The sequence below is a fragment of the Streptomyces kurssanovii genome (genome assembly GCF_040677245.1).
GTDB classification, from domain to species: Bacteria; Actinomycetota; Actinomycetes; order Streptomycetales; family Streptomycetaceae; genus Streptomyces; species Streptomyces kurssanovii.
Map to the genome: position 1 here is coordinate 19,432 of NZ_JBFAQK010000046.1, position 23,257 is coordinate 42,688.

Annotated in this window: 2 protein-coding genes; both read right to left on the reverse strand. The window is 76.8% G+C overall.

What is annotated here, in order from left to right:
* Complete coding sequence (locus AB0K36_RS25785) at window positions 1–7,665, reverse strand: beta-ketoacyl synthase N-terminal-like domain-containing protein (protein WP_364598732.1); 7,665 nt, start codon at window positions 7,663–7,665, stop codon at window positions 1–3.
* Window positions 7,662–23,240, reverse strand: a complete 15,579-nt coding sequence (locus tag AB0K36_RS25790; RefSeq protein ID WP_364598735.1) for a non-ribosomal peptide synthetase — start codon at window positions 23,238–23,240, stop codon at window positions 7,662–7,664. The genes AB0K36_RS25785 and AB0K36_RS25790 overlap by 4 nt, the downstream gene beginning before the upstream one ends.
* Between the last annotated feature and the right edge of the window lie 17 nt (window positions 23,241–23,257).

Here is a 23,257-nt window from a genome sequence, read left to right on the forward strand (position 1 = left end):
TCAGGTGTGCTGGGGCAGCAGGGCGAGGGCCTGCTCGACGGTGAGCCGGTTGTCGCGTACGGCGGCCAGCAGCGCGTCGAGGTCGGCCGCGCTCACGCTGCCGGCCGGGACGGCGCCGGCCGTCTGCGTGGTGGTGCGGGAGGTGATGTGGGCGGCGAGGGCGGCCAGGCTCGGGTGGTCGTAGAGGACGCCGGCCTTCTCGTCGAGGCCGTAGGCGTTGTTGAGGAACGCGACGAACTCGACGCCGAGGATCGAGTCCAGGCCCAGGCTGTTGAACGTGGCGTCGGTGTCGATGTCCCACACGTCGCAGTACAGGGTCTGGGCCAGCTGCTCACGCAGGGTCTCCAGGACGGCCGCCGTCCGCTCCCCCGCCGGGGCCGGCGCCGCCGGGGCAGCCGCAGCGGGGGTGGCCGCGTGGGGTGCCGGGGCCGGGGCGGGGGGTGGTGTGCCGCCCAGCGTCGCGGCGACATGGCGGGCGAACGCGGCGGGCGTCGGGTGGTCGTACAGCTCGGTGGCCTTGATGTCGGTGGCGTACTTGGCGTTGACCAGGGCGATGAACTCGACGCTGAGGATCGAGTCGACGCCGAGCATCTGGAAGCTCTGCTCCGGGTCGAGATCGGCGGGCTCCATGTAGAGCACCCCGGCGAGCACGTCGCCGACCTCCTCGGCGACCCGGTCCGCCGTCGCCGGGTCGACCGCGACAGCGACAGCGACCGGGGCCGGTGCCGGGGCAGCGGGTGCGGCGGGGGCCGAGGGCGCCGGGGCCGGGACGGGGGCCGGGGTGGGCGCCGTGCCCAGCGGCCGGAGGGAGATCTTGCGGTCACGGGTCATGGGTGGAATCTCCTGTGGGTCGGGCCGGTCGGTCGCGGGCAGCGGCACGGGGCCCGGCGCCGCCGGCGGGGACGCCGGGGCCGGGCGGGACACGAGGGCGAGGGCGGGGGCCGGACGGATCGCGGGCTCCGGTGCACGGCCCGGCGCGGGCGCGGTCACCGGTGCCGGTGCGGGCGCGGTCGCCGGTCCACGGCGCGGCACAGGCGCGGCGTCCGGTGCCGGTGCCGGTGCGGTCACCGGGGCCGGTGCGGGTGCGGTTGCCGGTGCGGGCGCGGTCGCCGGTCCACGGCGCGGCACAGGCGCGGTCGCGGTCACCGGTGCCGGTGTGGTCGTCGGTGCCGGTGCGGTCACGGGTGCGGGGTCCGGTGTGTGGGGGCGGCCGAAGTCGCGCAAGTGGGGGCGGGAGAGGGCCGGTTCGCCCGTGACGGTGCCCAGGCCCTTGTGGTGCAGGTGCTCGATCTGCAGGTCGTACCAGCAGCGGATGCGTTCGAAGGGGTAGTGCGGCAGCGGGACACGGCGGGCGCCGGGCCCGGCGCCGCTGACCGTGGCCCGGTCGATGCGGCCCCCGTCGAGCCACACCCGTACCGGGTCGTCCGCGGCGGCCTCGGTGCGCCGCCAGGGGCGGGGCCGGCCCGCGGCGAGGGCTTCGAGGGAGGCGAGCAGCGCGTCGAGGGAGTCGGCGGCGAGGGCGGCCCGGCGTTCCAGGGCGGGACGTCCGACGGCGTAGGTGTGGGCGATGTCGGCCAGGCGCGGCTCCCGGCCGGAGGCGCGGGCCCCGGTGAGGTGGCTGTGCAGACGGCGTGCGGTGTCGGCCAGGGCCTGGTCGGTGCGGGCGGACAGGAACACCACGACCTGCTGCGGCCCGCTCGGCGGGCGGGGCGCGGTGGGGGGCGGGGACTCGACGACGATGTGCGCGTTGGCGCCGCCGGCGCCGAAGGAGCTGATGCCCGCCCGCAGCGGGCGCGGTGACCCGTCGCGGGTGTGCCACGGTGCGGTGCTCTGCTGCACGGTGAAGGGGACCCGGCCGAAGTCGATCTCGGGGTTGGCGGGGGTGGCGTGCAGGGAGGGCACCAGGGTGCGGTGCCGCATCTGCAGCAGGACCTTCGCCAGCGCCACCGCGCCGGCCGCCGACTCCAGGTGGCCGACGTTCGACTTCACGGACCCGATCGGCAGGTCGCCGGGGCCCTTGACGCCGTCGCGGGCGAACGCGGAGACCAGGCCGCGGATCTCGATGGGGTCGCCGAGCGCGGTGCCGGTGCCGTGCGCCTCGACGTAGTCGAGATCGCCGGCCGAAAGGCCCGCGTCGCGCAGCGCCTTGGTGACCAGGTCGGCCTGGGCGCGCGGGTTGGGCACGGTGTAGCCGTTGGTGCGGCCGCCGTGGTTGGCGGCGGTGCCGCGGATGACGGCGTGGATGTGGTCGCCGTCGCGCAGCGCGTCGCCGAGCGGTTTGAGCACGAACGCGCCGACGCCCTCGCCGGGGACGTAGCCGTCGCCGCCCGCGCCGAAGCTGCGGCAGCGTCCGTCACCGGCGGCGAACCGGCCCTGGCCGAGCATGAAGTACTTGTTGGGGTGGATCAGGACGTTGACGCCGCCGGCGACGGCGACCTTCGAACTGCCGGCGCGCAGCGACTCCACCGCGAGGTGGATCGCGGTGAGCGCGGAGGAGCAGGCGGTGTCGACGGCCGTGCTGGGGCCCTGGAAGTCGAAGAAGTACGAGACACGGTTGGCGATGGACCAGTAGGCGCTGTTGGCCAGGACCGGGTTGCCGCGCAGCCGCTCCTCCGCCTCGTGCAGCTGGTACTCGCCGTACATGGCGCCGACGAACACGCCGACGTCCTTGCGGTGCACGGGGTCGCCGGTGTTCACGAGGGTGTCGGGGGTGTATCCGGCATCGTCCAGCGCGGCCCAGCAGGCCTCCAGGAAGAGCCGGGCCTGCGGGTCGACGGTGCCGGCCTCGCGGGGCGAGATGCTGAACAGCGGTGCGTCGAAGTTCTCCACGCCCTGAAGGAAGCCGCCCCACTTGGTGTAGGTGCGGTCCACGCGTGAGCGGTCGGGGTCGTACAGGGCCTCGGCGTCCCACCGTTCGCGCGGCACCTCGGTGATGCTGTCGCGTCCGGCGAGGAGGTTGGCCCACAGTTCGTCCAGGCCCTCCGCCTCGGGGAAACGTCCGGCGACGCCGATGATCGCGACGGCCCGCGGGTCGATGTCCCCGCCCTCGCCGGGCGGTTCGGCCCGTCCGGTGGCCGGTGAGGGGGGCGCGGGTGTGGTGTCCAGCGGGGCGGTGGAGGAGGCGGGCGGCTCCGCTGCCGGCGGCGGGCCGGCGGGCGAGGTGCCCGTTCCGGTACCGGCGGCTGCGGCTGCGGCGGCGGTGGTGGTGGTTTCGGCGGCGGTGGTACCCGTGGTGCCGGTGAGTTCGGCGCACCGCTCGGGGAACTCCTCCAGGAGGTGTTCGGTGAGTTCGGCGACCGAACGGCACTCGAAGAGCAGTGTCTTGGAGAGCCGGCCGAAGTCCTTCTCCAGCAGTTCGACGACGCGGATGGCGAGCAGCGAGTCGATGCCGAGGTCGTCGAAGGGCCTGTCGGAGCTCACGTCGGCGACGGGCGTACGGGTGGCCTCGGCGACGGCGGCCCGCAGCCGGTCCTCCAGCGCGCCCGCGCCTGCGGCCACGTCAGCCACGGGTACGGCCTGTTCGGCGGACGGGGAGGCCGGGACGGCCGGGGCTGTCTGGGGCGGGGCGGCCGGGGTCGGTCCCGCCGGTGCCTGGGCGGTCGGGGCCGGTGCGGGCCCGGGGCCGGTCAGGAGCGGGAAGGAGGTGCGCAGTCGGGGCAGGTCCCCGTACAGGACGACGGGCGCGGGTGCGGGGGTCTGGTCCTTGGGGGCGCCGAGGAGGGACTCGAGGACGGCCAGGCCCACGTCGGCCGGCATCGGGCGCATGCCGAACGCGCCGAGGATCTGTTCGGCGTCGCCGCCGGTGCGCATGGAGCCGTCGGTCCAGTAGGGCCAGGCGATGGAGAGTGAACGTCCCTGCCGGGTGCCGGAGGTGACGCGGCGGGCGCGGCGGGTGAGCAGTTCGTCGGCGGCGGCGTTGGCGAAGGCGTAGTCGGCCTGGCCGGGGCTGCCGAGGGCGCCGGAGACGGACGAGTAGACGACGAAGCAGTCCAGCGGCCAGTGGGCGGTGGCCTCGTCCAGTACGGCGGCCGAGGTGAGTTTGGCGGCGATCACGGCGTCGGCGTCGGCGCTGTCCTTGCGCAGGACGAAGGAGTCGCGCAGTGTGCCGGCGCAGTGCAGGACGCCGTGGACGGTGCCCTCGTCGTGCAGACGGTCGGCGAGGGCGCGCACGGCCGCCGGGTCGGTGCTGTCGAGCCGGTGGTAGGTCACCGATCCGCCGGTGCGGGCCGCGCGCCGGGACAGGCGGTCGATCTCGGCGGCGCGTTCGCCCTCGGCCGGGGAGCGGCCGGTCACGACGATGTGCGCGGCGTAGGTGTCGGCGAGGTGGCCGGCCAGCAGCGCGGCCAGGGCTCCCATGCCGTTGATCCAGTAGCGGCCGCCGTGGCGGAACGCCGGGCCGGCGGGCGCCGGGACGGCCAGCGGGCGCAGCACCGGCTCGGTGAGGGCGCCCTCGTGGCCGGCGTTCAGCCGGTGTGCGGCGGGCGGGTGTGCTGCCGCTGCCCGCACGGCGCGGGTCAGGGCGGCGGGGGTGGTGCCGGGGTCGAGGGCGAGGGCGGTGAGGTGGAAGCGCGGGTTCTCGCCGGCGAGTGAACGGCCCAGGGCGGCCAGGCCGCTGCCGGTGACGGCGGTCGCGTCGTCGAAGGCGCCCGCGGGGTGGGGGACGACGATCCGGGCGCCGCGCCTGGCGAGCGGGCCCAGCAGGGCGCGCAGCAGGGCCAGCACGCGCAGCGCGTCGGATCCCGGGCCGGGGGTGGTGGCGGGCAGCGGCCAGACGATGACCGGCACGCCGCCGTCGGGCAGGCGGGCGGCGAGGTCGGCGCCGGTGGTTGCCGCGGCGCCGGTGTCGGGCGGGTCGGGCAGGCGCAGGTCGGCGCCCTCCAGGGGGGCCTCGCCGATGACGACGAGCGGGCCTCCCCATCCGGCCGCCCCGGTGGTGGCCGTGTCGGTGCCGGGGGCGGTGAAGGGCACGTCGGCGGGCGTGAACAGGTGCACCCCGGACGGCAGTCGGGCGACGTCCGGCACCGAAGCCCCGGCGGAAGCGACGGCCCCGGCGGAAGCGACGGCCCCGGCGGACCCGGCGGACCCGGCGGACCCGGCGGATGCGACGGCCGCGCCAGGCCCGGCGGACCCGGTGGGTGCGGGTCCGGTGGGGCGCAGGGCGAGTCCGGTGAGGGTGAGGGCCGGTGTCCCGTCCGGTGCGCTGACCGTCACGTCGTACTTGCGGACCTGGCGGCCGCCGCCGGCCAGGCGGCGCGGGCGTACCCGCACCCAGACCTCGTCGGGCAGCGGGCCGTGGACGCTCAGCGCGTCGACGGCGAACGGGATGAACGTCTGCCCGCCCAGGTCCTCGCGCAGCACGCAGCCGATCACGGTCTGCAGGGCGCCGTCGAGGACGTACGGCGACAGGATCTGCCCGTCGGCGTCGGCGGAGGCGGTCGCGGTCGCGGTCGCGGTCGCGGTCGCGGTCGCGGTCGCGGCGATCCTGGCGAGGGCGCCGCCGGGGCCGTGCCGCAGTTCGCGCAGCACCTGGAAGGCGGGGCCGTAGCGGACGCCGTTGTCATCGAAGTAGCGGTACAGCTCGGCCGGTTCGGCGCTGTCGGGGTAGGCGGCGGAGTCGGCGGCCGCATCGAGCGGTGCGGGCGGCGCGGCGGGGGTGGTGACGACGCGGGCCTGGGTGTGGGTGTGGTCGGAGACGATCCGCAGGGTGTCGCCGTCGGCGACGGTGCGCAGGGTCACCGGGGCGGTGACCTCCACCGGGCGGTGGAAGGCGATGTCGGCCAGTCCGGTGGCCTCGGGGGTGCTGCGGCGGGCGGCCCTGAGGGCGAGGTCGAGCTGGGCGGCGGCGGGCAGCACGGGCCGGCCGGCCACCACGTGGTCGGCGGCCACCGGTTCGTCGGGCCGTACGGTGCGCGTCGGTCCGTCGTCGCCGGGGCGGGGCCAGCGGGTGCGGGCGAAGGGGTAGCCGGGCAGCCGGACGCGGCGGGCGGTGCGGCTCTGCGGTCCGGCGTCGGGCAGCGGCCCCTGGCCGGCGAGCCAGGGGTGCAGGTCCGTCGGCGCCTCGTCGGCGGCGAGGTCCCCGCCGTCGGCCAGGGCGCGGAGTTTGGCGGCGAGTTCGCCGGGGGTCGCGGCGGACAGGGCGCAGCGCACGCGCCGGTGGCTGCGGCCGGTGCGCAGGGTGTGCACGACGTCGGCGAGCGGCAGCCGGCCGGCCGGGCCGGCCAGCGCGCCGGCCCAGGTGCGCAGCGCGGTCTCGGTGTGGGCGGACAGCGGGGCCCAGCGCACCGGGCCGTCACCGGCGTCCTGCCCGTCCTGCCCGGTGTGTCCGGTGGTGTGCTCTTCGGACTGCCCTGTGGGCGGGGCCTGTTCGAGGACGGCGTGGGCGTTGGTGCCGCCGATGCCGAAGGAGCTGACGGCGGCGCGGCGCGGCCCGTCGGGCACCGGCCAGCCGTCGGCGGTGGCGTCCTGGGAGGCGATGCGCAGGCCGCCCGTGCCGCCGAGGGCGCGGTTGGGTGCGGTGAAGGGGACCTGGCAGGGCACGGTGGCGTGTTCGAGGGCCAGGACGGCCTTGATGACGCCGGCGACGCCGGCGGCGGTGTTGAGGTGGCCGAGGACGGACTTGACCGAGCCGACGGCCGCCGGGTGCGGGCGGTCGCCGCCGTAGACCCGTTCCAGGGCGGCGAATTCGATCGGGTCGCCCATCGGGGTGCCGGTGCCGTGGGTCTCCAGGCAGCCCACCGAGTGCGGGTCGACGCCCGCGACGGCCAGCGCCTCGCGGATCACCGCCTCCTGCCCCTCGGGTGAGGGTGCGTGGTAGTCCATCTTGCGGGCGCCGTCGTTGCCGACGGCGCTGCCGCGCAGCACGGCGCGCACCGGGTCGCCGTCGCGCAGAGCGTCGGCGAGGCGGCGCAGGACGAGCGCGCCGCCGCCGTTGCCGAACACGGTGCCGTCGGCGCTGTCGTCGAAGGGCCGGCACTCGCCGCTCGGCGAGAGGATCATGCCGGGGGCGGCGAGGTAGCCGGCCTGCGGGAAGTGCAGCGACGCGCCGGCCACCACCGCGAGGTCGCACTCCTCCGCGAGGAGGCCCTCGGCGGCCAGGTGCAGGCCGACCAGGGTGCTGGAGCAGGCGGACTGCACGCTCATGCTCGGTCCGGTCAGGCCGAGTTTGTAGGAGATGCGGCCGGCCGCGAAGTCCTTGTCGGTGGAGGAGAAACGCATCATCCCGGCGGCGTCGAGTTCGGTGATCCGCACCGGGGGGTGGACGGGCTGGCCGACGGAGACGTACACGCCGGTGCGCAGCCCGGTGGCGTCGGGGGCGAACCCGGCGTCCTCCAGGGCGTGCCAGGCGACCTCCAGCAGCAGCCGCTGCTGGGGGTCGAGCCATTCGGCGTGCTGGGCGCTGTAGCCGAAGAACTCGGCGTCGAAGGCGTCGGCGTCCTCCAGGACGGCCCCGGCCGGCACGAACGCCTCGTGCCGCACGGTCCGCGGGTCGTGGCCGAGGGCGATCAGCTCGTCGTCGCTGTAGCGGCGGATACCGGTGCGCTGCTGCTCGAGCAGGTCCCACAGCCGTTCGACGGAGGTGGCGGGCCCGAACCGGCAGGCCATGCCGACGACGGCGACGGCGTTCGGGTCGTGCCCGAGGTCGGGGCCGCTGGGCGGTGTGGTCATCGTTCGTCTCCGAGTCGAAACGCGCGCCGCAGCTCACGGCGGGAGGGGCGGGCGGGCACCGGGGCGGTTCCCGGCCGGTCGGCGGGGGCCGGGCCCGTGTCGCCGCCCAGGCGGGCGGTGAGCAGGCCGACGAGGTCGTCGAGGGTGGGCCGGGCGAACAGGTCGGCCAGTTCGAGCGCGGCGCCGGGATAGGCGTCGTCGAGGCGGGCGAAGAGCCGCCCCAGCAGCAGGGAGTTGCCGCCCAGGTCGAAGAACCTCCGGTCGCCCGGTACGTCGTCGAGTTCGAGGAGCTCCCGCCACAGGGCGCCGACACGCTCCGCGATCGCCGCCCGCCCGACGGGCACGGACGCCGAACCGGGCGCGGGCGCGGGCGCGGTATCGGCCGGGGCCGGCGCGGATACGGATGCGGGTGCGGCGTCGGCCGGGGCGGACGCAGTTGTGGTCACGGGCGCGGGTGCGGCGTCGGCCGGCGCGGGTGTGGTGGGGTCGGCGAGGCGTGCCGCCGCCTGCCGGTCGACCTTGCGGTTGGGCGTGAGCGGGAGGTGTTCCGCGGCGACGAGTCGGTCGGGCAGCATCCACGGCGGCAGCGCCGCGGAGGCGTACTCGCGCAGCGCGCCGAGATCGGGCAGGGCGGTGCCGGCGCGCGGTACGGCGACGGCCAGCAGCCGGGCGGAGGGGCCCTCGCCCTGCACGGCGACGACGACGCGGGCGAGCGCCGGGTGGCCGCCCAGCACGGTCTCGATCTCGCCCAGTTCCATGCGGTGGCCGCGGACCTTGACCTGGCTGTCGGCCCGGCCCAGGAAGGTCAGCCGGCCCTCCGCGTCGCGGCGTACGAGATCGCCGGTGCGGAACCAGCGGCCGCCGGCCTCGGGCCGCAGCGGGTGGCCGGTGAACCGTTCGGCCGTCAGCTGCGGCCGCTGCCAGTAGCCGCGGGCCACGCCGGGGCCGCCGATCCACAGTTCGCCGCTCTCGCCCACCGCCGCCTCGCGGGTCGCGGCGGTGTCGGTGACGAGCAGGTCCGTGGCGCCGATCGGCTCGCCCAGGTGGACGGGGCCGCCGGCCGTGACCGGTGCGATGGTGGACCAGATGGTCGCTTCGGTGGGGCCGTAGACGTTCCACAGGCTGCCGGTGCGTTCGGCGAGCGCGGCGGCGAGGTTGGGCGGCAGGGCCTCCCCGCCGCACAGTGCGGTCAGTTCACGCCGGCCGCTCCAGCCGCCGTCCACGAGCAGCTGCCAGCCGGCCGGGGTGGCCTGCATGGCGGTGACGGCCCGCTGCTCGAGCAGCCGGCCCAGCCGGCGGGCGTCGATGACGTCCGCGCGTTCGGCGATCACGACGGTGCCGCCGGCCAGGAGCGGAAGGAACAGTTCGAGGACGGAGATGTCGAAGCAGAGGGTGGTGACCGCCAGCAGCCGCCCGGGGGCGTCCTCGGTGATGCCGACCGTGCGGCCGATCGCCTCCAGGGTGTGCACGACGTTGGCGTGGGTGACCGGGACGCCCTTGGGCCGTCCGGTGCTGCCCGAGGTGAACATCACGTAGGCGAGGTCGTCCGGCGCGCACACCGCGGCGGCCCGCGCCCGCCCCTGCCCCGCCGGCGTCCCGGCGCCGACGCGAGCGGCGGCGGTGTCGTGGGGGGTGGGGGTGGTGGGGTCGACGATCCGCAGCCGCTGCGGCAGCAGCCAGGTCAGCTCGCGGTCGGCGACGGCCACCTCGCATCCCGCGTCGCCGACGACCAGCTTCAGCCGTTCGCTCGGGTAGGAGTCGTCCAGCGGCACATAGGGGCGGCCGCTCTTGAGGATGCCCAGCAGGACGGCCGGCAGCCGCATGCTGCGGTGCATCAGTACGGCGACGGGGGCGCCGGGCGCGGCCAGTTCGGACACCCGGTGCGCGATGTCGTCGGAGAGCGCGTCGAGTTCGGCGTAGCTGAGGCTGCCGTGCGCGTCCTCGACGGCCGTCGCCTGCCCGCGGCGGCGCACGGTGGCCGCGAAGCGTTGGACGAGGGTCCCGGCCGCGGGGTCGAGCAGCTCCCCCACCGTGGCGGGGCCGTGGGCCAGTTCGGCCGCCGTGCGCCGCAGGTCCTCGACGAAGGCGTCGACCCTCGCGGCGTCCAGGACGGCGGTGCGGTGGTTGGCGAGGATCTCCGTGCCGGCCAGGGTGTCGGTCACCTCCAGGCCGAGGTCGAAGTGCCCGCGCTGCCCGCGCCGGTACACCGGCTCCCAGCCGTCCGGTGTCCGGGCTTCGCCGGTGCGCTGCCAGTTCTGGTAGGCGAGCGTGACGGTGGGCACGGCGTCCTCGCCGCCCGCCGCCCGGCACAGCTCGACCAGGCGCGGGTAGGGCAGCCGGGCGTGCCCGAGCGCGCCGAGCACCTCCTGGTTCAGGTCCTTGAGCCAGTCGGTGACCGGCCGGCCGGGATCGATGTCGATCCGCAGCGGCACGGTGCTGACGAAGCAGCCGACGCTGGTCTCCTCCTCGCGCGCGGTGCGCCCGTAGGTGGGGACGGCGACGAGGAACGAGCGGTGCCCGGTGGCCCGGGACAGCGCCGCGGCGAACGCGGCGAGCAGCGCCGTGAACGGCGGCACTCCGGCGCTCTGCGCGGCCTGCGCGAGGCTCTGCGACAGGGCGGGCGGCATCCGGTACTCGCGGTGGGCTCCCGCGGCGCCGGCCCGTTCGCCGCCGCCGGGGAACAGCACGCCCTTGGCCGCGCCGTCGGCCAGCCGTTGTGTCCAGTACCGCTCGTCCTCCCGGGCGTCGGCCCGGCCGGCCTCGAGCTCGCGGCGCAGCGCGCGGGCGAAGGGGACGGCCGGCGCCGGCGCGGGGGCGCCGTGCGCGGCGGCGGCGTAGAGGGCGGCGAAGTCGTCGCGCAGCAGTTCGGCGGAGCGTCCGTCGACGGCGATGTGATGGGTGGTCAGCTGCAGGACGGGGCCCTGCCCGTCGCCGTCCTGGGGCTCCCACAGGACGGCGCGCAGCAGCGGCCCGGCGGAGGTGTCGAGCCGTCGGTCCGCCTCGTCCCTGACGGCCTGGCCGAGAGCGTCCTCGGCGACGACGCGGGTGACGAGAGCGGCCGGGGCGGCGGGGAGGAAGGCGGGGGCGCCGTCGTGGGGCCGTACGCGGCAGCCGAGCACCGGGTGGCGGCGTACCAGGGCGGCCACGGCGGTGTGCAGGGCCTCGCGGTCGGCGGTGGCGGGCAGCCGCCACGACAGGCTGATGTTGTAGGGGGCGTGGGGCGCGGCGCCCTGGTCGGCGGCCCACATGCCCACCAGCCGGTCGGGCAGCACGGCGGTCTGCTCGTCGCCGGCACCGGGTGCGGTCGCGGGTGCGGATGTTGCCGGGCCGGTCTCCGTGACGGGGGCGGGTGCGGTGGTGGGTGCGGTGGCCGTCACCGGTGCGGCGGGAACGGTGTCCGCAGCGGCGGCGGTGACGGCGGCGGTCAGCTGGGGGCCCATGTCGGCGAGCAGACGGTCGGTCAGTTCCCGCAGGCTGGCGCTGTCGAGGAGGACGGACAGGGGGATGCGGCCCAGGTCGTCCTCGAGCATGCGGCTCAGGCGCATCAGGGAGATGGAGTCGACGCCGTAGTCGGTGAGCGGGGCGTGCGGGTCGATCGTCTCCGGCCGTACGCCGACGGCTTCGGCGACGCGTTCGCTCAGCCAGCGCAGGGCGGCCTGCGCCGGGGCGGTCTCCTGCGCGGGGGCGGCCTGCGCCGGGGCGGTCTCCTGCGCGGGGGCGGTCTCCTGCGCCGTCGTGGTGGCGTGCGCGGCGGCGGGTGCGGGGGCCGGGAGGGGCGCGGGCCCGGCGGCGGTTGCCTCGACGGTGGTGGTGGACAGGGCCCGGTCCCAGACCGTGTGGTCGCCGGCGACGAGGGCGATGTAGGCGGTGTCCGGGGTGGTCGCCGCGGTGAGCCGGGGCCACAGGGCCGCCACCGCGTCGCGGGTGGCGACCGGCTGGAGGCCGTAGGTCTGTTCGAGGTAGCGCAGGGTGTCGGGGGCGGGGGCCGTGCCCGCGTCGGCGAGGACGGGCCAGCCGGCGGTCAGGGTGCGGCCGGGGCGCAGGCCGCGTGCGGTCCACCGGGCGCGCTGGTGGGCGAACTGGTCGAGGAAGCCGTTGGCGAAGGCGTAGTCGCTCTGGCCCTGGTTGCCGACGAGGGAGGCGAGGGAGGAGGCGAGGACGAAGAAGTCCAGCGGGTGGTCGGCGAGGGCGGCGTCGAGATGGAGCGCGCCGAGTATTTTGCTGCGGCACACGGCCTGGACCGCTTCGGGTGTCTTGCCGCGCAGGAACTGGTCGCGCAGTACGCCGGCCGCGTGGACGACGCCGTGCAGGCGGATGCGGCTGTCGGCGAGGTGGGTGGCGAGGTCGGCGACCTGCCGGGGGTCGGTGGCGTCGCAGCGGCGGTAGACGATCCGGTCGTCGCCGGCGGCGGCGCGGCGCAGGGCCTGGAGGGCCGTCCCGTCCGGTTGTTCGGAGCGGCCGATCAGGACGAGCCGTGCGGTGGGGGCCCGGTGCAGGATGTCGGCGGCGATGTGCCGTCCCAGTCCGCCCAGTCCGCCGGTGATCAGGTAGCTGCCGGCCGGGTCGAGGAGGGTGCCGGCGGTGTCGGGGGCCGGCTCGGGTGCGCGGGTGAGGACGGCGGTGCGGCGCAGGCCGGCGGGGCCCAGGCGGGTCCAGTCGCCGTCGTCGGCGGCCGTTTCCGTCAGCAGGGCGGTGTGGGCGGCCTGCGGGTCCGACGCCGCCCAGGCGGCGTCGAGGGTGACCAGGCGCAGGCTGAACCGGCCGGTCTCCCCCGCGGCGGTGCGTATCAGGCTGTGCAGGGCGCGCACGAGGGGGGTGAGGTGGCCGTCGGGGCCGGTGCGGGTCACCAGCAGGATGCGGGCGCCGTCCAGGGCGCGGCTGCGCACGAGGGTGCGCAGCAGGGTGAACAGGGGGGTCAGGGCGGTGGTGGTGAAGTGGTCCCAGGCGGCCGCGGTCTGTTCGAGGCGCAGCGGGGTGGTGCCGAGGCCGGGGTGGTGGGGGTCGGTGAGGTGGGTGAGGTCGATGAGGACGGTGGCCGGTGTGCCGGTGCGGGCGGCGCTCTGTTCGAGCTGCTGCTCGTCGAGGCCGGGGCCCGGTTCGAGCAGGGCGGCGGGCAGGAGGGTGCGGGTGTGGGCGGCGAGGGTGCCGGAGGCGTCGCCGATCAGCCACAGCGGCCCGTCGGCGCCCGCGCGGGTGTCGTCGCCGACGGGCGCGGTGTGCCAGCCCAGGCGGTAGCCGGCCAGCGGCACGGGCGCCGGGTGGGGCGGTGCGGGGGCGGGTTCGGGGCGTGCGGTGGTGGCGGCGGGCGGTGAGACGGTGTCCACGCGGATGCGGAAGCCGTCGATCTCGGCGAGGACTTCGCCGCTGCCGGGGTCGATCAGGCACAGGTCGAAGACGTGGACGCCGGCGGTGTCGTCGCGCCTGACGCGGCGTGTGTGGACGTAGGCGCCGGTGGTGACGGGCTGGTGGACGGTGAGCCGGCCGATGGTCAGGGGGCGCAGCCGGCGGGGTCCGGGTGTCTCGGTGAGCAGCAGGTAGGCGGCGCTCTGGCAGGCGCCGTCGAGGAGGGCGGGGTGCAGCACATGGCGTCCGTCGGTGTCCTCGCCCGGTGGCAGGCGCAGTTCGGCGGTGGTCTCCTCGCCGTGCACGGCGGCCCGCCGGACGGTGCGGTACAGCGGCCCGTAGGTGAAGTGGTGGGTGGTGAAGGCCTGGTAGAAGGCGTCGGTGCCGGTGTCGTGGCCCTCCAGGCGGGCGTCGAGGTCGGCGGGCCGGTAGACGAGGTGGGGGCGCAGGGGGGCGCCTGCGGCGGCGGCGGGCCGGGGCCGGGTGGTGCCCTGGGCGACGACGGTGCCCTCGACGGTGGTGGTGAAGCGGCGCTCGCCGTGGGTGCCGGGTTCTGCGAGGTGGGTGGTGACGGTCATGGGCAGCCCGGTGGCGGGCTGGGGCCAGGCGAGGTCGCAGATCTCGGTGCGGTAGGGGTTCTCGTCGGCGGCGATCAGCGCTTCGTGGACGAGTTCGGGGTGGAACGCGCCGGGCAGCAGCATCTGGTCGTCGACGACGTGGTCGCGTACCCAGCGGGAGGCGCCGCCGAGGCGGGCGGTGACGGTGCGGGCGGCGGGCATCCGGACGGTGTCGGTGAGCGGCATGGGCGAGGGCCGCTCGGCCGCCGGCCGGCCGGCGCCGGGGACGGTGCAGGGGATGCGGGCGAAGGGGGTGGTGGGCAGCGGCACCCGCCGTGCCGGGCCCGCGGGGGCCCGGTAGGTGCCGTGCGTGACCCAGGCCCGTGCGGCACCGCGCCCGCCGTCGCCGTCGCCGTCGTAGTCGTCCGCGTGGCCGTCGGTGTCGGGGGCGGGCCGGTCGGCGGTGGTGAGGGCGGGGTGGGGGGTGTCCTCGGCCAGGGCGCGCAGCGCGGCGCGCAGTTCGGCGTGGTCGTGGGCGGTGACGGCGGCGCGGTGGGGGCCCAGGTCGCGGCCGGTGGCCAGGGTGTGGGCGATGTCGGCGAGCGTGGCGGTGGCGGCGTCGACGGTGTCGGCGAGGCGGCGGGCGACGGTGCGCAGCCGGTCGGCGTCCGGCGCGGCGAGCGGCACCAGCACGGGTGCGGGTGCGGGTGCGGGGGTGTCGGCGGGCCGGGTCGGTGTCCGGTACTCCTCCAGCACGGCGTGGGCGCCTGCGCCGCCGGCGCCGAAGGAGCTGACGGCGCAGCGGCGCGGCTGTTCGCCGTTCCAGGGTTCGGTGGCCCGCTGGATGTGCAGGGGGGCGTTGTCCAGGTCGAGTTTCGGGTTGAGCTGTTCGGCGTTGAGGGTGGGCACGAAGCGGTGGTGGCGCAGTTGGAGGATCGCCTTGGTCAGTCCGGCGATGCCGGCGGCGGCCTCGGTGTGGCCGATGTTCGACTTGACGGAGCCGATGCGCAGCGGTTCCCGGGCGGTCCGGGTCTCTCCGAAGGCCAGGGCCAGGGCGCGCAGTTCGACGGGGTCGCCGAGTTCGGTGCCGGTGCCGTGGGCCTCGAGGTAGCCGATGCCGGCCGGGTCGAGGCCGGCGTCCTTGAGGGTGGCGTCGATGAGGGCGGCCTGGGCGCGCGGGTTGGGGACGGTGTAGCCGCCGGTGCCGCCGCCGTGGTTGAGGCCGGTGCCGCGGATGACGGCGTGGATGGTGTCGCCGTCCGCTTCGGCGCGGTCCAGGCGTTTGAGGACGACCGCGCCGGCGCCTTCGCCGGGCACGAAGCCGTCGCCGCCGGCGCCGAAGCTGCGGGTGCGGTCGCCGCGGGAGGGCATGCCGAGCGCGCACAGGCCGGTGAACCGGTCGGGGTGCAGGTAGAGGTTGACTCCCCCGGCCAGGGCGAGGTCGGCCTCGCCGTCGCGCAGGGCGCGGCAGGCCAGGTGCAGCGCGGTCAGCGAGGACGAGCACATGGTGTCGACGCTCAGGCTCGGGCCGCTGAGGTCGAAGGCGTGGGAGACACGGTTGGCGACGGAGGCGGCGGCGGTGACCGCGTACTCGGGGTTGTCGGCGCCGGCGGTGCGGGCGTCGTGCTGGGCCAGCAGGTGGCTGTTGGCGGTGACCCCGGCGAACACGCCCACCCGGGGCCCGCCGTGATGGCCGGTCAGGGTGGGGCGGGCGTAGCCGGCGTGTTCGAACGCCTCGCGGGCCACTTCCAGGAACAGCCGCTCCTGCGGGTCCATCAGGGCCGCGTCCCGGGGGGTGATCCGGAACAGGGCCGCGTCGAAGGTGTCGATGTCGTCGAGGAAGCAGCCGTAGCGGGCGTAGCCGCCGCCGGCGGTGCGGGCGGTACGCCAGTCCCAGCGCTCCGCGGGCACTTCGCGTACGGGGGTGCGGCCCGAACTGAGCAGGTCCCAGAAGGCGTCGAGGTCCTGAGCGCCGGGGTAGCGGCCGGCGAGCCCGACCACGGCGATCGCCGCGCCGGACGCGGGGTCCGGTGTGGTGGCCGGCGGCGCGGAGGGGACGGCGGGGGCGGTGGTGAGCGGGGCGGCGGGCAGGTCGGCGAGGGCGCTGACGCGTGCGGCCGGCGCCTCGGGCGCGATGGCGGCGTTCCCGACGGTCGGGGCGGTGGGTGCGGGGGCGAGGTGGCGGGCCAGGGCGCGGGGGGTGGGGTGTTCGAAGACGAGGGTGGCGGGCACCGGCCGGCCGGGGTACATCTCGCGCAGTCGCTGGGTGAGTTCCTCGTGGAGCAGCGAGTCGACGCCCAGGGCGGAGAAATCGCTGTCCGCGTCGAGCAGGGCGGCGTCCTGGGCGGTGAGTTCGGCGACCAGGGCCATCAGCTGTGCCAGCGTCCGGGCCCGGACGCCGTCCTCGGCCCCGGCGTCCGCGCCCGAGGTGTCGTCCCGCCCGGTGTCGTCCAGCCCGGTGTCGTCGTGCGGGGTGCCGCCGAGGGGGCGGGGGCTGTCGTGGTGGTGCGGGGTGGTGTCCGGGGCGGTGCGGCGGGCGAGCATCCGGGCGAGGTCGTCGACGGTGCGGTGCTCGAACAGGGCGGTCGCGGTCAGCGGGCCGTGGCTGCGGGAGACGGCCTGGACCAGTTCCATGTTGAGGAGCGAGTCGATGCCCAGTTCCTGCCAGGGCAGATAGCCGGGGACGGTGGCCGACGGGTCGCCCAGCAGGTCGCGCACGATCCGGCGCAGCCCGTCGGCGATCTCCTCGGTGCGGTCGGTGCCGGCGGCGGGCGGCCGGCAGGTGAGCAGGGCGACGCAGCCGGGCGCGTCGCGCAGGTGGGCGGTGTCCGTCAGGCTCCAGCCGCGGGCCGTGAGCAGCGAGCGCCAGCGTGGCACGTCCAGCAGCGGGCCGTGGGGCATGCGCCGGTCGGTGTCGACGTAGCGCCACCAGCCGTCGGTGAGGCCGAAGGTGAGGGTGTAGACGGCGGCCGGGGCGACCATCTCGACGAGCAGCAGCCGCCCGCCGGGGGCGAGGAGTTCCTCGATGTGGGCGAGGGTGCGGGACAGGTCGCGGGTGGCGTGCAGCACGTTGCTGGCCACGACCAGGTCGAAGGTGTGCGCGGCGAGCTGCTGGGTGCGGGGGTTCTTCTCGATGTCCAGCAGCCGGGGGGTGATCCGGTCGCCGAAGCGGCGGCGGCCGTGCTGCAGGAAGGCCGGTGACAGGTCCGTGTACACGTACTCGAAGCCGGTGACGCCGCGGGCGTCGAGGGCGTCGAGCGCGGCGGCGGTGGTGCCGCCCACGCCGGCGCCGATCTCCAGGATGCGGGCGGCGGCGGGCACCTGGGCCGCGGCGTCGGCCAGGGCGTGGGCGGCTGCGGTGTTGACGGGGTCGAAGAGCCGGTTGCCGCTGTAGACGGCGCTGACGGTGCCGAGGTCGCCGCCGGGGAACAGGACGGCGGTGGCGGGCACGTCGCCGCGCAGCACCGGGCCGTAGGACTCCAGGGCACGGTCCAGGAGGGTGAGGTGGCCGGCCAGGTCGGGGTGGTCGGCGAGCAGCGCCCGGCGGGTGCGGGCGAGTTCGGCGGGTGCGGGCACCGGCAGGCCGGCGCGGTGGCGGCCGGTGAGGAGGTCCAGGACCGCGGCCAGCAGCAGCCGGTGCTCGGGGACGGCCGCCAGCAGCTGGGCGGCGCTGTGCACGGTGGTGGCGGGGTCGGCGGCCAGCGCCGGGGTGAGGCCCAGTTCGCTCATCCGGTGGGCGAGCGCACCGCCGGCGTAGTCCTCGAGCCGGTGGGCCGCGTCGTCGGCGGCCGCCGCCGCGGTGGCCTCGGTGGCCGCGGTGGCCGCGGTGGGTGCGGGGGCGGCGGGGGGTGCGGTGAGCGGGCGCAGCGGTTGCGGGTCGCCGGCGACGGCGACGATCTGAGGTCGGTTGCCGGACATGCCCGCTTCCAAGGCGGCCACTCCCCTTTCCGGGTCGAATGCGGTGAGGCCGGGGTACTCGCGCCGGACGTGGGCGCTGTAGCGGCGGGCGAGGCCGGTGTCGCGCCACAGGCCCCAGTCGAAGGCGCGGACGGTCGGCCCGGCGTGGTCGGTGGCGGTGGCGGTGGCGTAGTGGCCGAGGAAGGCGTTGGCGGCGGCGTAGTTGAGGCCGCCGGCGCTGCCGAAGAGGCCGGCGACGGAGGAGAACAGGACGAGCGCGGGGGGCGGTGTGCCCGGGGCGGGTCGGTGTGCGCGCAGGGCGCGGGCGAGGCCGATGACGGCGCTCACCTTGGTCGCCAGGACCTCGTCGAGGTCGTGGGCGGTCAGCTCGTGCAGGGGAGCGGCGCTCACCGAGCCGATGCTGTGCACGATGCCGTCGAGGCGGCCGTGGGCTTCCCGGCAGTCGGCGAGGACGCGTGCGACGTCGTCGTCGCGGGTGATGTCGGCGCTTCGGTAGCGGGCGTGGCCGCCTGCCGCGGTGAGTTCGGCAAGCAGGGCGCGGGTGTCCTCGCCGGCCGGTGAGCGGCCGACGAGGAGCAGGCGGGCCCCGTAGTGGGCGGCCAGGTGGCGGGCGACGGCGGCGCCGATGCCGCCGGTGCCGCCGAACAGGACGTAGCTGCCGCCGTGGACGAACCCTTCGCTCCGCCCGGTGGGCGGGGCTTGTTCGGTGTACACCTGGCGCAGGCGCCGGCCGCCGCGCAGGGCGGTCAGGGCGACGGTGTCGGCGCACGGTTCGCGCAGTGCCGCGGCCAGGTCGCCGGGTGCGGGTGCGGTGTCCAGGTCGACGGCCGCGCAGGTGAGGTGTCCGGCTTCGCGCGGCAGGGTGCGCAGGGCTCCCAGGAGGGCGCCCTGCAGGGCGGCGCCCGGCTGCGGGGCGCCGAAGAGGGGTGCGGTGAGGCCGGTGGTGATCAGGGTGATGCGTGCCGGGCTGTCGCCGCGGGCCAGGATCTGGCCCACCGTCAGCAGTGTTTCGAGCCAGCCGCGCAGGGTCTGGGCGCCGGTGCTGTCCTCGCTCCAGGAGGAGCCGTCGACGAGCAGCGCGATGTGCGGCGGCTGCCCCCTGTCGAGGCGGTGCAGGGCGCGGGTGAAGGTGTCCGGGTCGAGCCGTCCGCCGCTCGTCGCCAGCCGCACGGCCCCGGCGGGGTCGGTGAGGTCGGCGAGGTGGGTGCTGGTGTCGTCGTGGACGATCAGGAGCGGGCCGCCGGGGCCGTCGTGCGGCGCGGTCGGCGGCTCGGGCATCCACTCGGGGGCGAGGAGCCGTATCCCGGGCCCGGCGTTCGCGTCGGATGCGGGCGGCACCGGGAGGGGCGCGGCGGCGGCAGGCGGTGCGGGGGTGTCCCATTCGGGTACCAGGACGCGCAGGGAGGCGACGGCGTCGGCGACGGCCCGGGCGTGGGCGTCGTCGGGGGCGTCGTCGAAAAGTTCGCTGCCGTCCGGTGTGGTGTCGCGAACTGCGGCCGCCTGTTTGGATGTGCCCGCCACCGCCTCGCCGGCGGGGTGGTGCCCGGGGGCGGGTGCGGCGGGGTGCAGGCGCAGTCCGGTGACCCGCAGGACGGGGGTGCCGTCGGGGTCGGTGGCCTGCAGGTCCAGGACCGCGTGGGTGGGGCCGGTGGAGATCCGGTGGACGGTGAGCTGCGCGGTGGGCGGGATGCGGCCGTTCCATTCGATGTGGTCGGCGGCGGCCGCCACGCGGGGTCCTTCGCCGTCCAGCAGGGCGCACGAGGCCTGCAGTGCGGCGTCCAGCCAGGCCACGCGGCGGGTGCGCGGGTCCGTGTCGCCGGGGGCGGTGATCCGGGCGGTGACGCGGGCGCCGGTGCGGCGCACGTCGTGCAGCAGCCGGTAGACGGGGCCCACTTCGACGCTGTTGCGGACCAGGACGGCGTCGAGGTCGACGTCCTGGCCGGGCCCGTCGGCGGTCTCGGCGTCGCGGGGGCCTGCGGCGGGGGTGGTGGCGGGGACGGCGGTGGCGCAGATGTGGCCGTCGTGTTCCAGGTGCAGGCGTGTCCCGGTGTCGGCGGGGGTGGTGCGGCGCCTCAGGTGCACTGTGCCGCCGGCCGGTACGGGGACGGGCCGCAGCAGCCGCAGGCGGCTCAGGGCGACGGGTCCGCCGTCGGCGAGGGCGTCGATCAGGGCGGCGCCGGGCACCACGGTGCGGCCGCCGACGCGGTGGCGGGTCAGCGGGTGCCCGTGGTCGAGGGTGTAGCGGGGCGTGCCGGGCCCGTCGTCGGCGGCGGGCTGCGGGGGCACGGCGGCGCCCCGGTCGGGCTGCGGGGCGGGGGTGGGCAGCCAGTAGGACTGCCGCTCGAAGGGGTAGGGCACCAGCGGTACCCGGCGGGGCGGGGTGCCCTGCGGCAGGTGTGCGGCCCAGTCGGCGGTGGTGAGGTCGCCGCCGTCGAGCCAGTCGCACAGCCGGGGGTCGGCGGGCCGGGAGTGGTGGCCGTAGATGGCGAAGCGGTGGGCCTGTTCGGCGAGTTGGTCCAGGGTGGTGACGCTGAACAGGGCCCGGTGGGCGAGGTGGCGGCGGCCGCTCTGCAGGGTCCAGGCCAGGGCGTCGAGCGGGGGTGCGTCGTCGCGGGCGGCAAGGCGCGCGATGCTGTCGGCGAGACGGGCCAGGGCGGTGGGGGTGGCGGCCGACAGCGGCACCGTGTGCGCGACGGTGCCCGTCCCGGGTGCCGGGGCGGGGCGGGTGGCCGGCGGTGCTTCCTCCAGGACGACGTGGGCGTTGCTGCCGCCGAACCCGAACGCGCTGACCGCCGCCCGCCGTGGTGCCCCGCCGGGTTCCTCGGGCCAGGGCACGGCGTGTTCGGCGACGGCGAGCGGGGTGTCCTCGAGGGCGATGTGCGGGTTGAGGCGGGTGAAGCCGGGGGTGGCGGGGATGAGGTGGTGGCGCAGCACCTGGACGGCCTTGACGAGTCCGGCGAGTCCCGAAGCGCCTTCGAGGTGGCCGATGTTGGCCTTGGCCGAGCCGACCCACAGGCGGCCGCCGGGTCCGGCGGCGTGCCGGGGCATGCCCTGCGGGTCGTTTGCCAGGACCTCGCGTACGGCGTCGAGTTCGATCGGGTCGCCCAGCGGGGTGCCGGTGCCGTGCGCCTCGAGGAAGCCGAGGTCGGCGGCGTCGAGGCCGGCCGCCTCGAGCGCGCCGCGGATCAGGGCGCTCTGGGCCTTGGGGCTGGGGGCGGTGAGCGAGGCGGCCCGCCCGCCGTGGTTGACGGCGCCGGCGCGGACGACGGCCAGGACCGGGTCGCCGTCGGCGACGGCGCGGCGCAGCGATTTCAGCACCACCCAGCCTGCGCCCTCTCCCCGGACGAAGCCGTCGGCGCCCTGGTCGAAGACTTTGCTGGTGCCCTGCGGGGAGAGCATGCCGGCGGTGCGGTAGGCGCGGGCGTTGAAGCCGTTGCTGATCAGGTTCGCGGCGCCGGCCAGGGCGATCTCGCAGGTGCCGGCGCGGATCGCGGCCTCGGCGAGGCTGAGCGCGGTCAGGGCGCCGGAGCAGGCGGTGTCGAGGGTGATGCTGGGGCCGGTGAAGTCGTAGAGGTGGGAGACGCGGTTGGCGAGGAAGGCCGGGAAGGTGCCGGTGGTGGCGTAGCCGTCGGCGGCCACCTCGTGCTGGACCAGCTGCTCGCGGTAGTCGTAGCTGCAGGCGGCGGCGTAGACGCCGACGCCGGTCCCGGCGAGGGTGTCGGGGCTGAGGCCGGCGTGTTCGAGGGCGTGCCAGCTCAGTTCGAGCAGGGCCCGCTGCTGGGGGTCCATGGAGGCGGCCTGGCGCGGTGTCATGTCGAAGAACGCGGCGTCGAAGAGGTCGGTCCCCTCCAGCAGCGCGGCCCGCAGCCCTTCGGGCACCGCTCCGGCGAGGCGGCCGGGCGGCACGTCGTCGATCCGGCATTCGCCGGCGGCGAGCAGCGACCAGAACGCGTCGACGTCGTCGGCGCCGGGCACGCGTACGGCCATCCCGATGACGGCCACGTCGTCGCCGCCCGCCGGCCCGTCCGCCGCGGCGTCCGCCGGACGGTGCACCACCGCCGCCGGGGCGTTCACGGCGGCGGCCGGCGCGGGGGCGGATGCGGGGGTGGTGGGGGCCGGTACGGCGGCCGGGTCCGACGCGTCGGCCGGTGCGGCATCCGGTACGGGGGCGGGTCCCTGTGCGGGGGCGGGGGTGGTGGGGGCCGGGAGCGCGGCGGCCAGGGCGCGCACGGTGGGGTGGCGCCAGACGGCGGTGGCGGGCAGGTCGGTGCCGAAGGCGGTGCGTATGTCGCGGACCAGGCGCAGGGCGCGCGCGGAGTCCAGGCCCTGTTCGCCCAGGGGCCGTTCGGCGTCGACGGGGTGCCCGAGGATGTCGGAGGCGAGGGCGGTGAGCCGGTCGGTGACCTCCGCCCGGTCGGGTGCCGGCCGTGGCGGGGCGGCCGGGGCGTCCGGCAGCTGCGCCGGGCCGGCGGCCCGGCGGATCGCCTCGTTGAGGGCGTCGAGGTAGGCGGCCGCGTCGCTTCCGTTGAGCACGGTGTGGTCGAAGGCGAGGACCACGCGCCGCACCGGGGTGGTGCCGGTGTCCTCGACGGCGCCGAGGAACAAGGTGGCCACGGCGGGCGGCACGACGACCGGCACGGCCAGGGTGGCGCCGGTCCCGCCGAGGTGGGACAGGATCAGGGTGACGCGCGAGTCGGCGCGGGAGGCGCCGGTGAGGGCGTCCTCGACGGCCTGCGCGTAGCGCTGGTCGAACGTGGCGGCGTCCAGCGTGTCGGCGCCGCGCACCACGGCGGTGGTCAGGTCGCCGTCGTCGGTGGCGCAGGCGATGCCCAGGTCGACGTGGTCGTGGACGCGCAGCCGCCTCTCGTCCAGGCGGCGTGAGCGCAGGGCCGGGGCGGCGGCCGCGGTGCGCGCGGCGATGTGGGCGAAGGCCTGGAAGACGGTGGCGAACCCGGTGCCCTGGTGCGCGCGCCGGGCCCGCTCCAGGACGTCCTCGGCGACGACGCCGGCCACGGCGGCGGGCACCACCGCGTCCCGCGAGGCCCGCAGGGCCCGGTTCAACTCGCGCTGCCGCGAAGACTGTTCGACGTCCGTGAACCCGCCCCCGGCCGGGCCCGCGGCCGCGGCCGCGGTCTCCTCCGCGTCCGCCGAGGACGCGGTGTCCGGGGCGGCCGGTCCCGCGGCCTCCCCCGCGTCCACCGGGGTCGCGGCAGGCGCGGTGTTCGGGGCGGGTGCTGTTGCCGGGGCGGTCGCGGCGAGGTGGCGTTCGAGGTCGGCGGGCATGAGGCTGGTGCCGGCGGCGGGGATGGAGGGCAGGGTGGCCTCGTCGATCCCCAGGCGGCGGGCGTGGGCGCGGGTGCGGGGAGGTATGCGGCGGGTGCCGGCGATGTGGGGGCGGCCGGGGGCGCCGTGCACGGACGCTCCCGCGGCGGGCTCGGCCGCCGGTCCGGGGCCGGCGGTGCCCGTTCCCGCGGCGGCCGCGGCCGCCGGTGCGGGTGCGGACTGCGCTGCGGGTGCGGGGGTGATGCGGGCGACGGGGGCGCCGATCGCGACGGTGTCGCCTTCGGCGACGAGCCAGGTCTCGAGGGTGCCGGCGGTCGGGGACTCGATCTCGACGGCCGCCTTGTCGTGTTCCATCTCGTAGACGACCTCGTCCTTGGCGACCGTGTCGCCGGGCTGCTTGAGGAGCCGGACGATGCGCACCTCGACGATCCCCTCGCCCAGGCGCGGGACGGACAGCACGGACTGGCTGGTCATCTGCGTTTCCTTCGTCA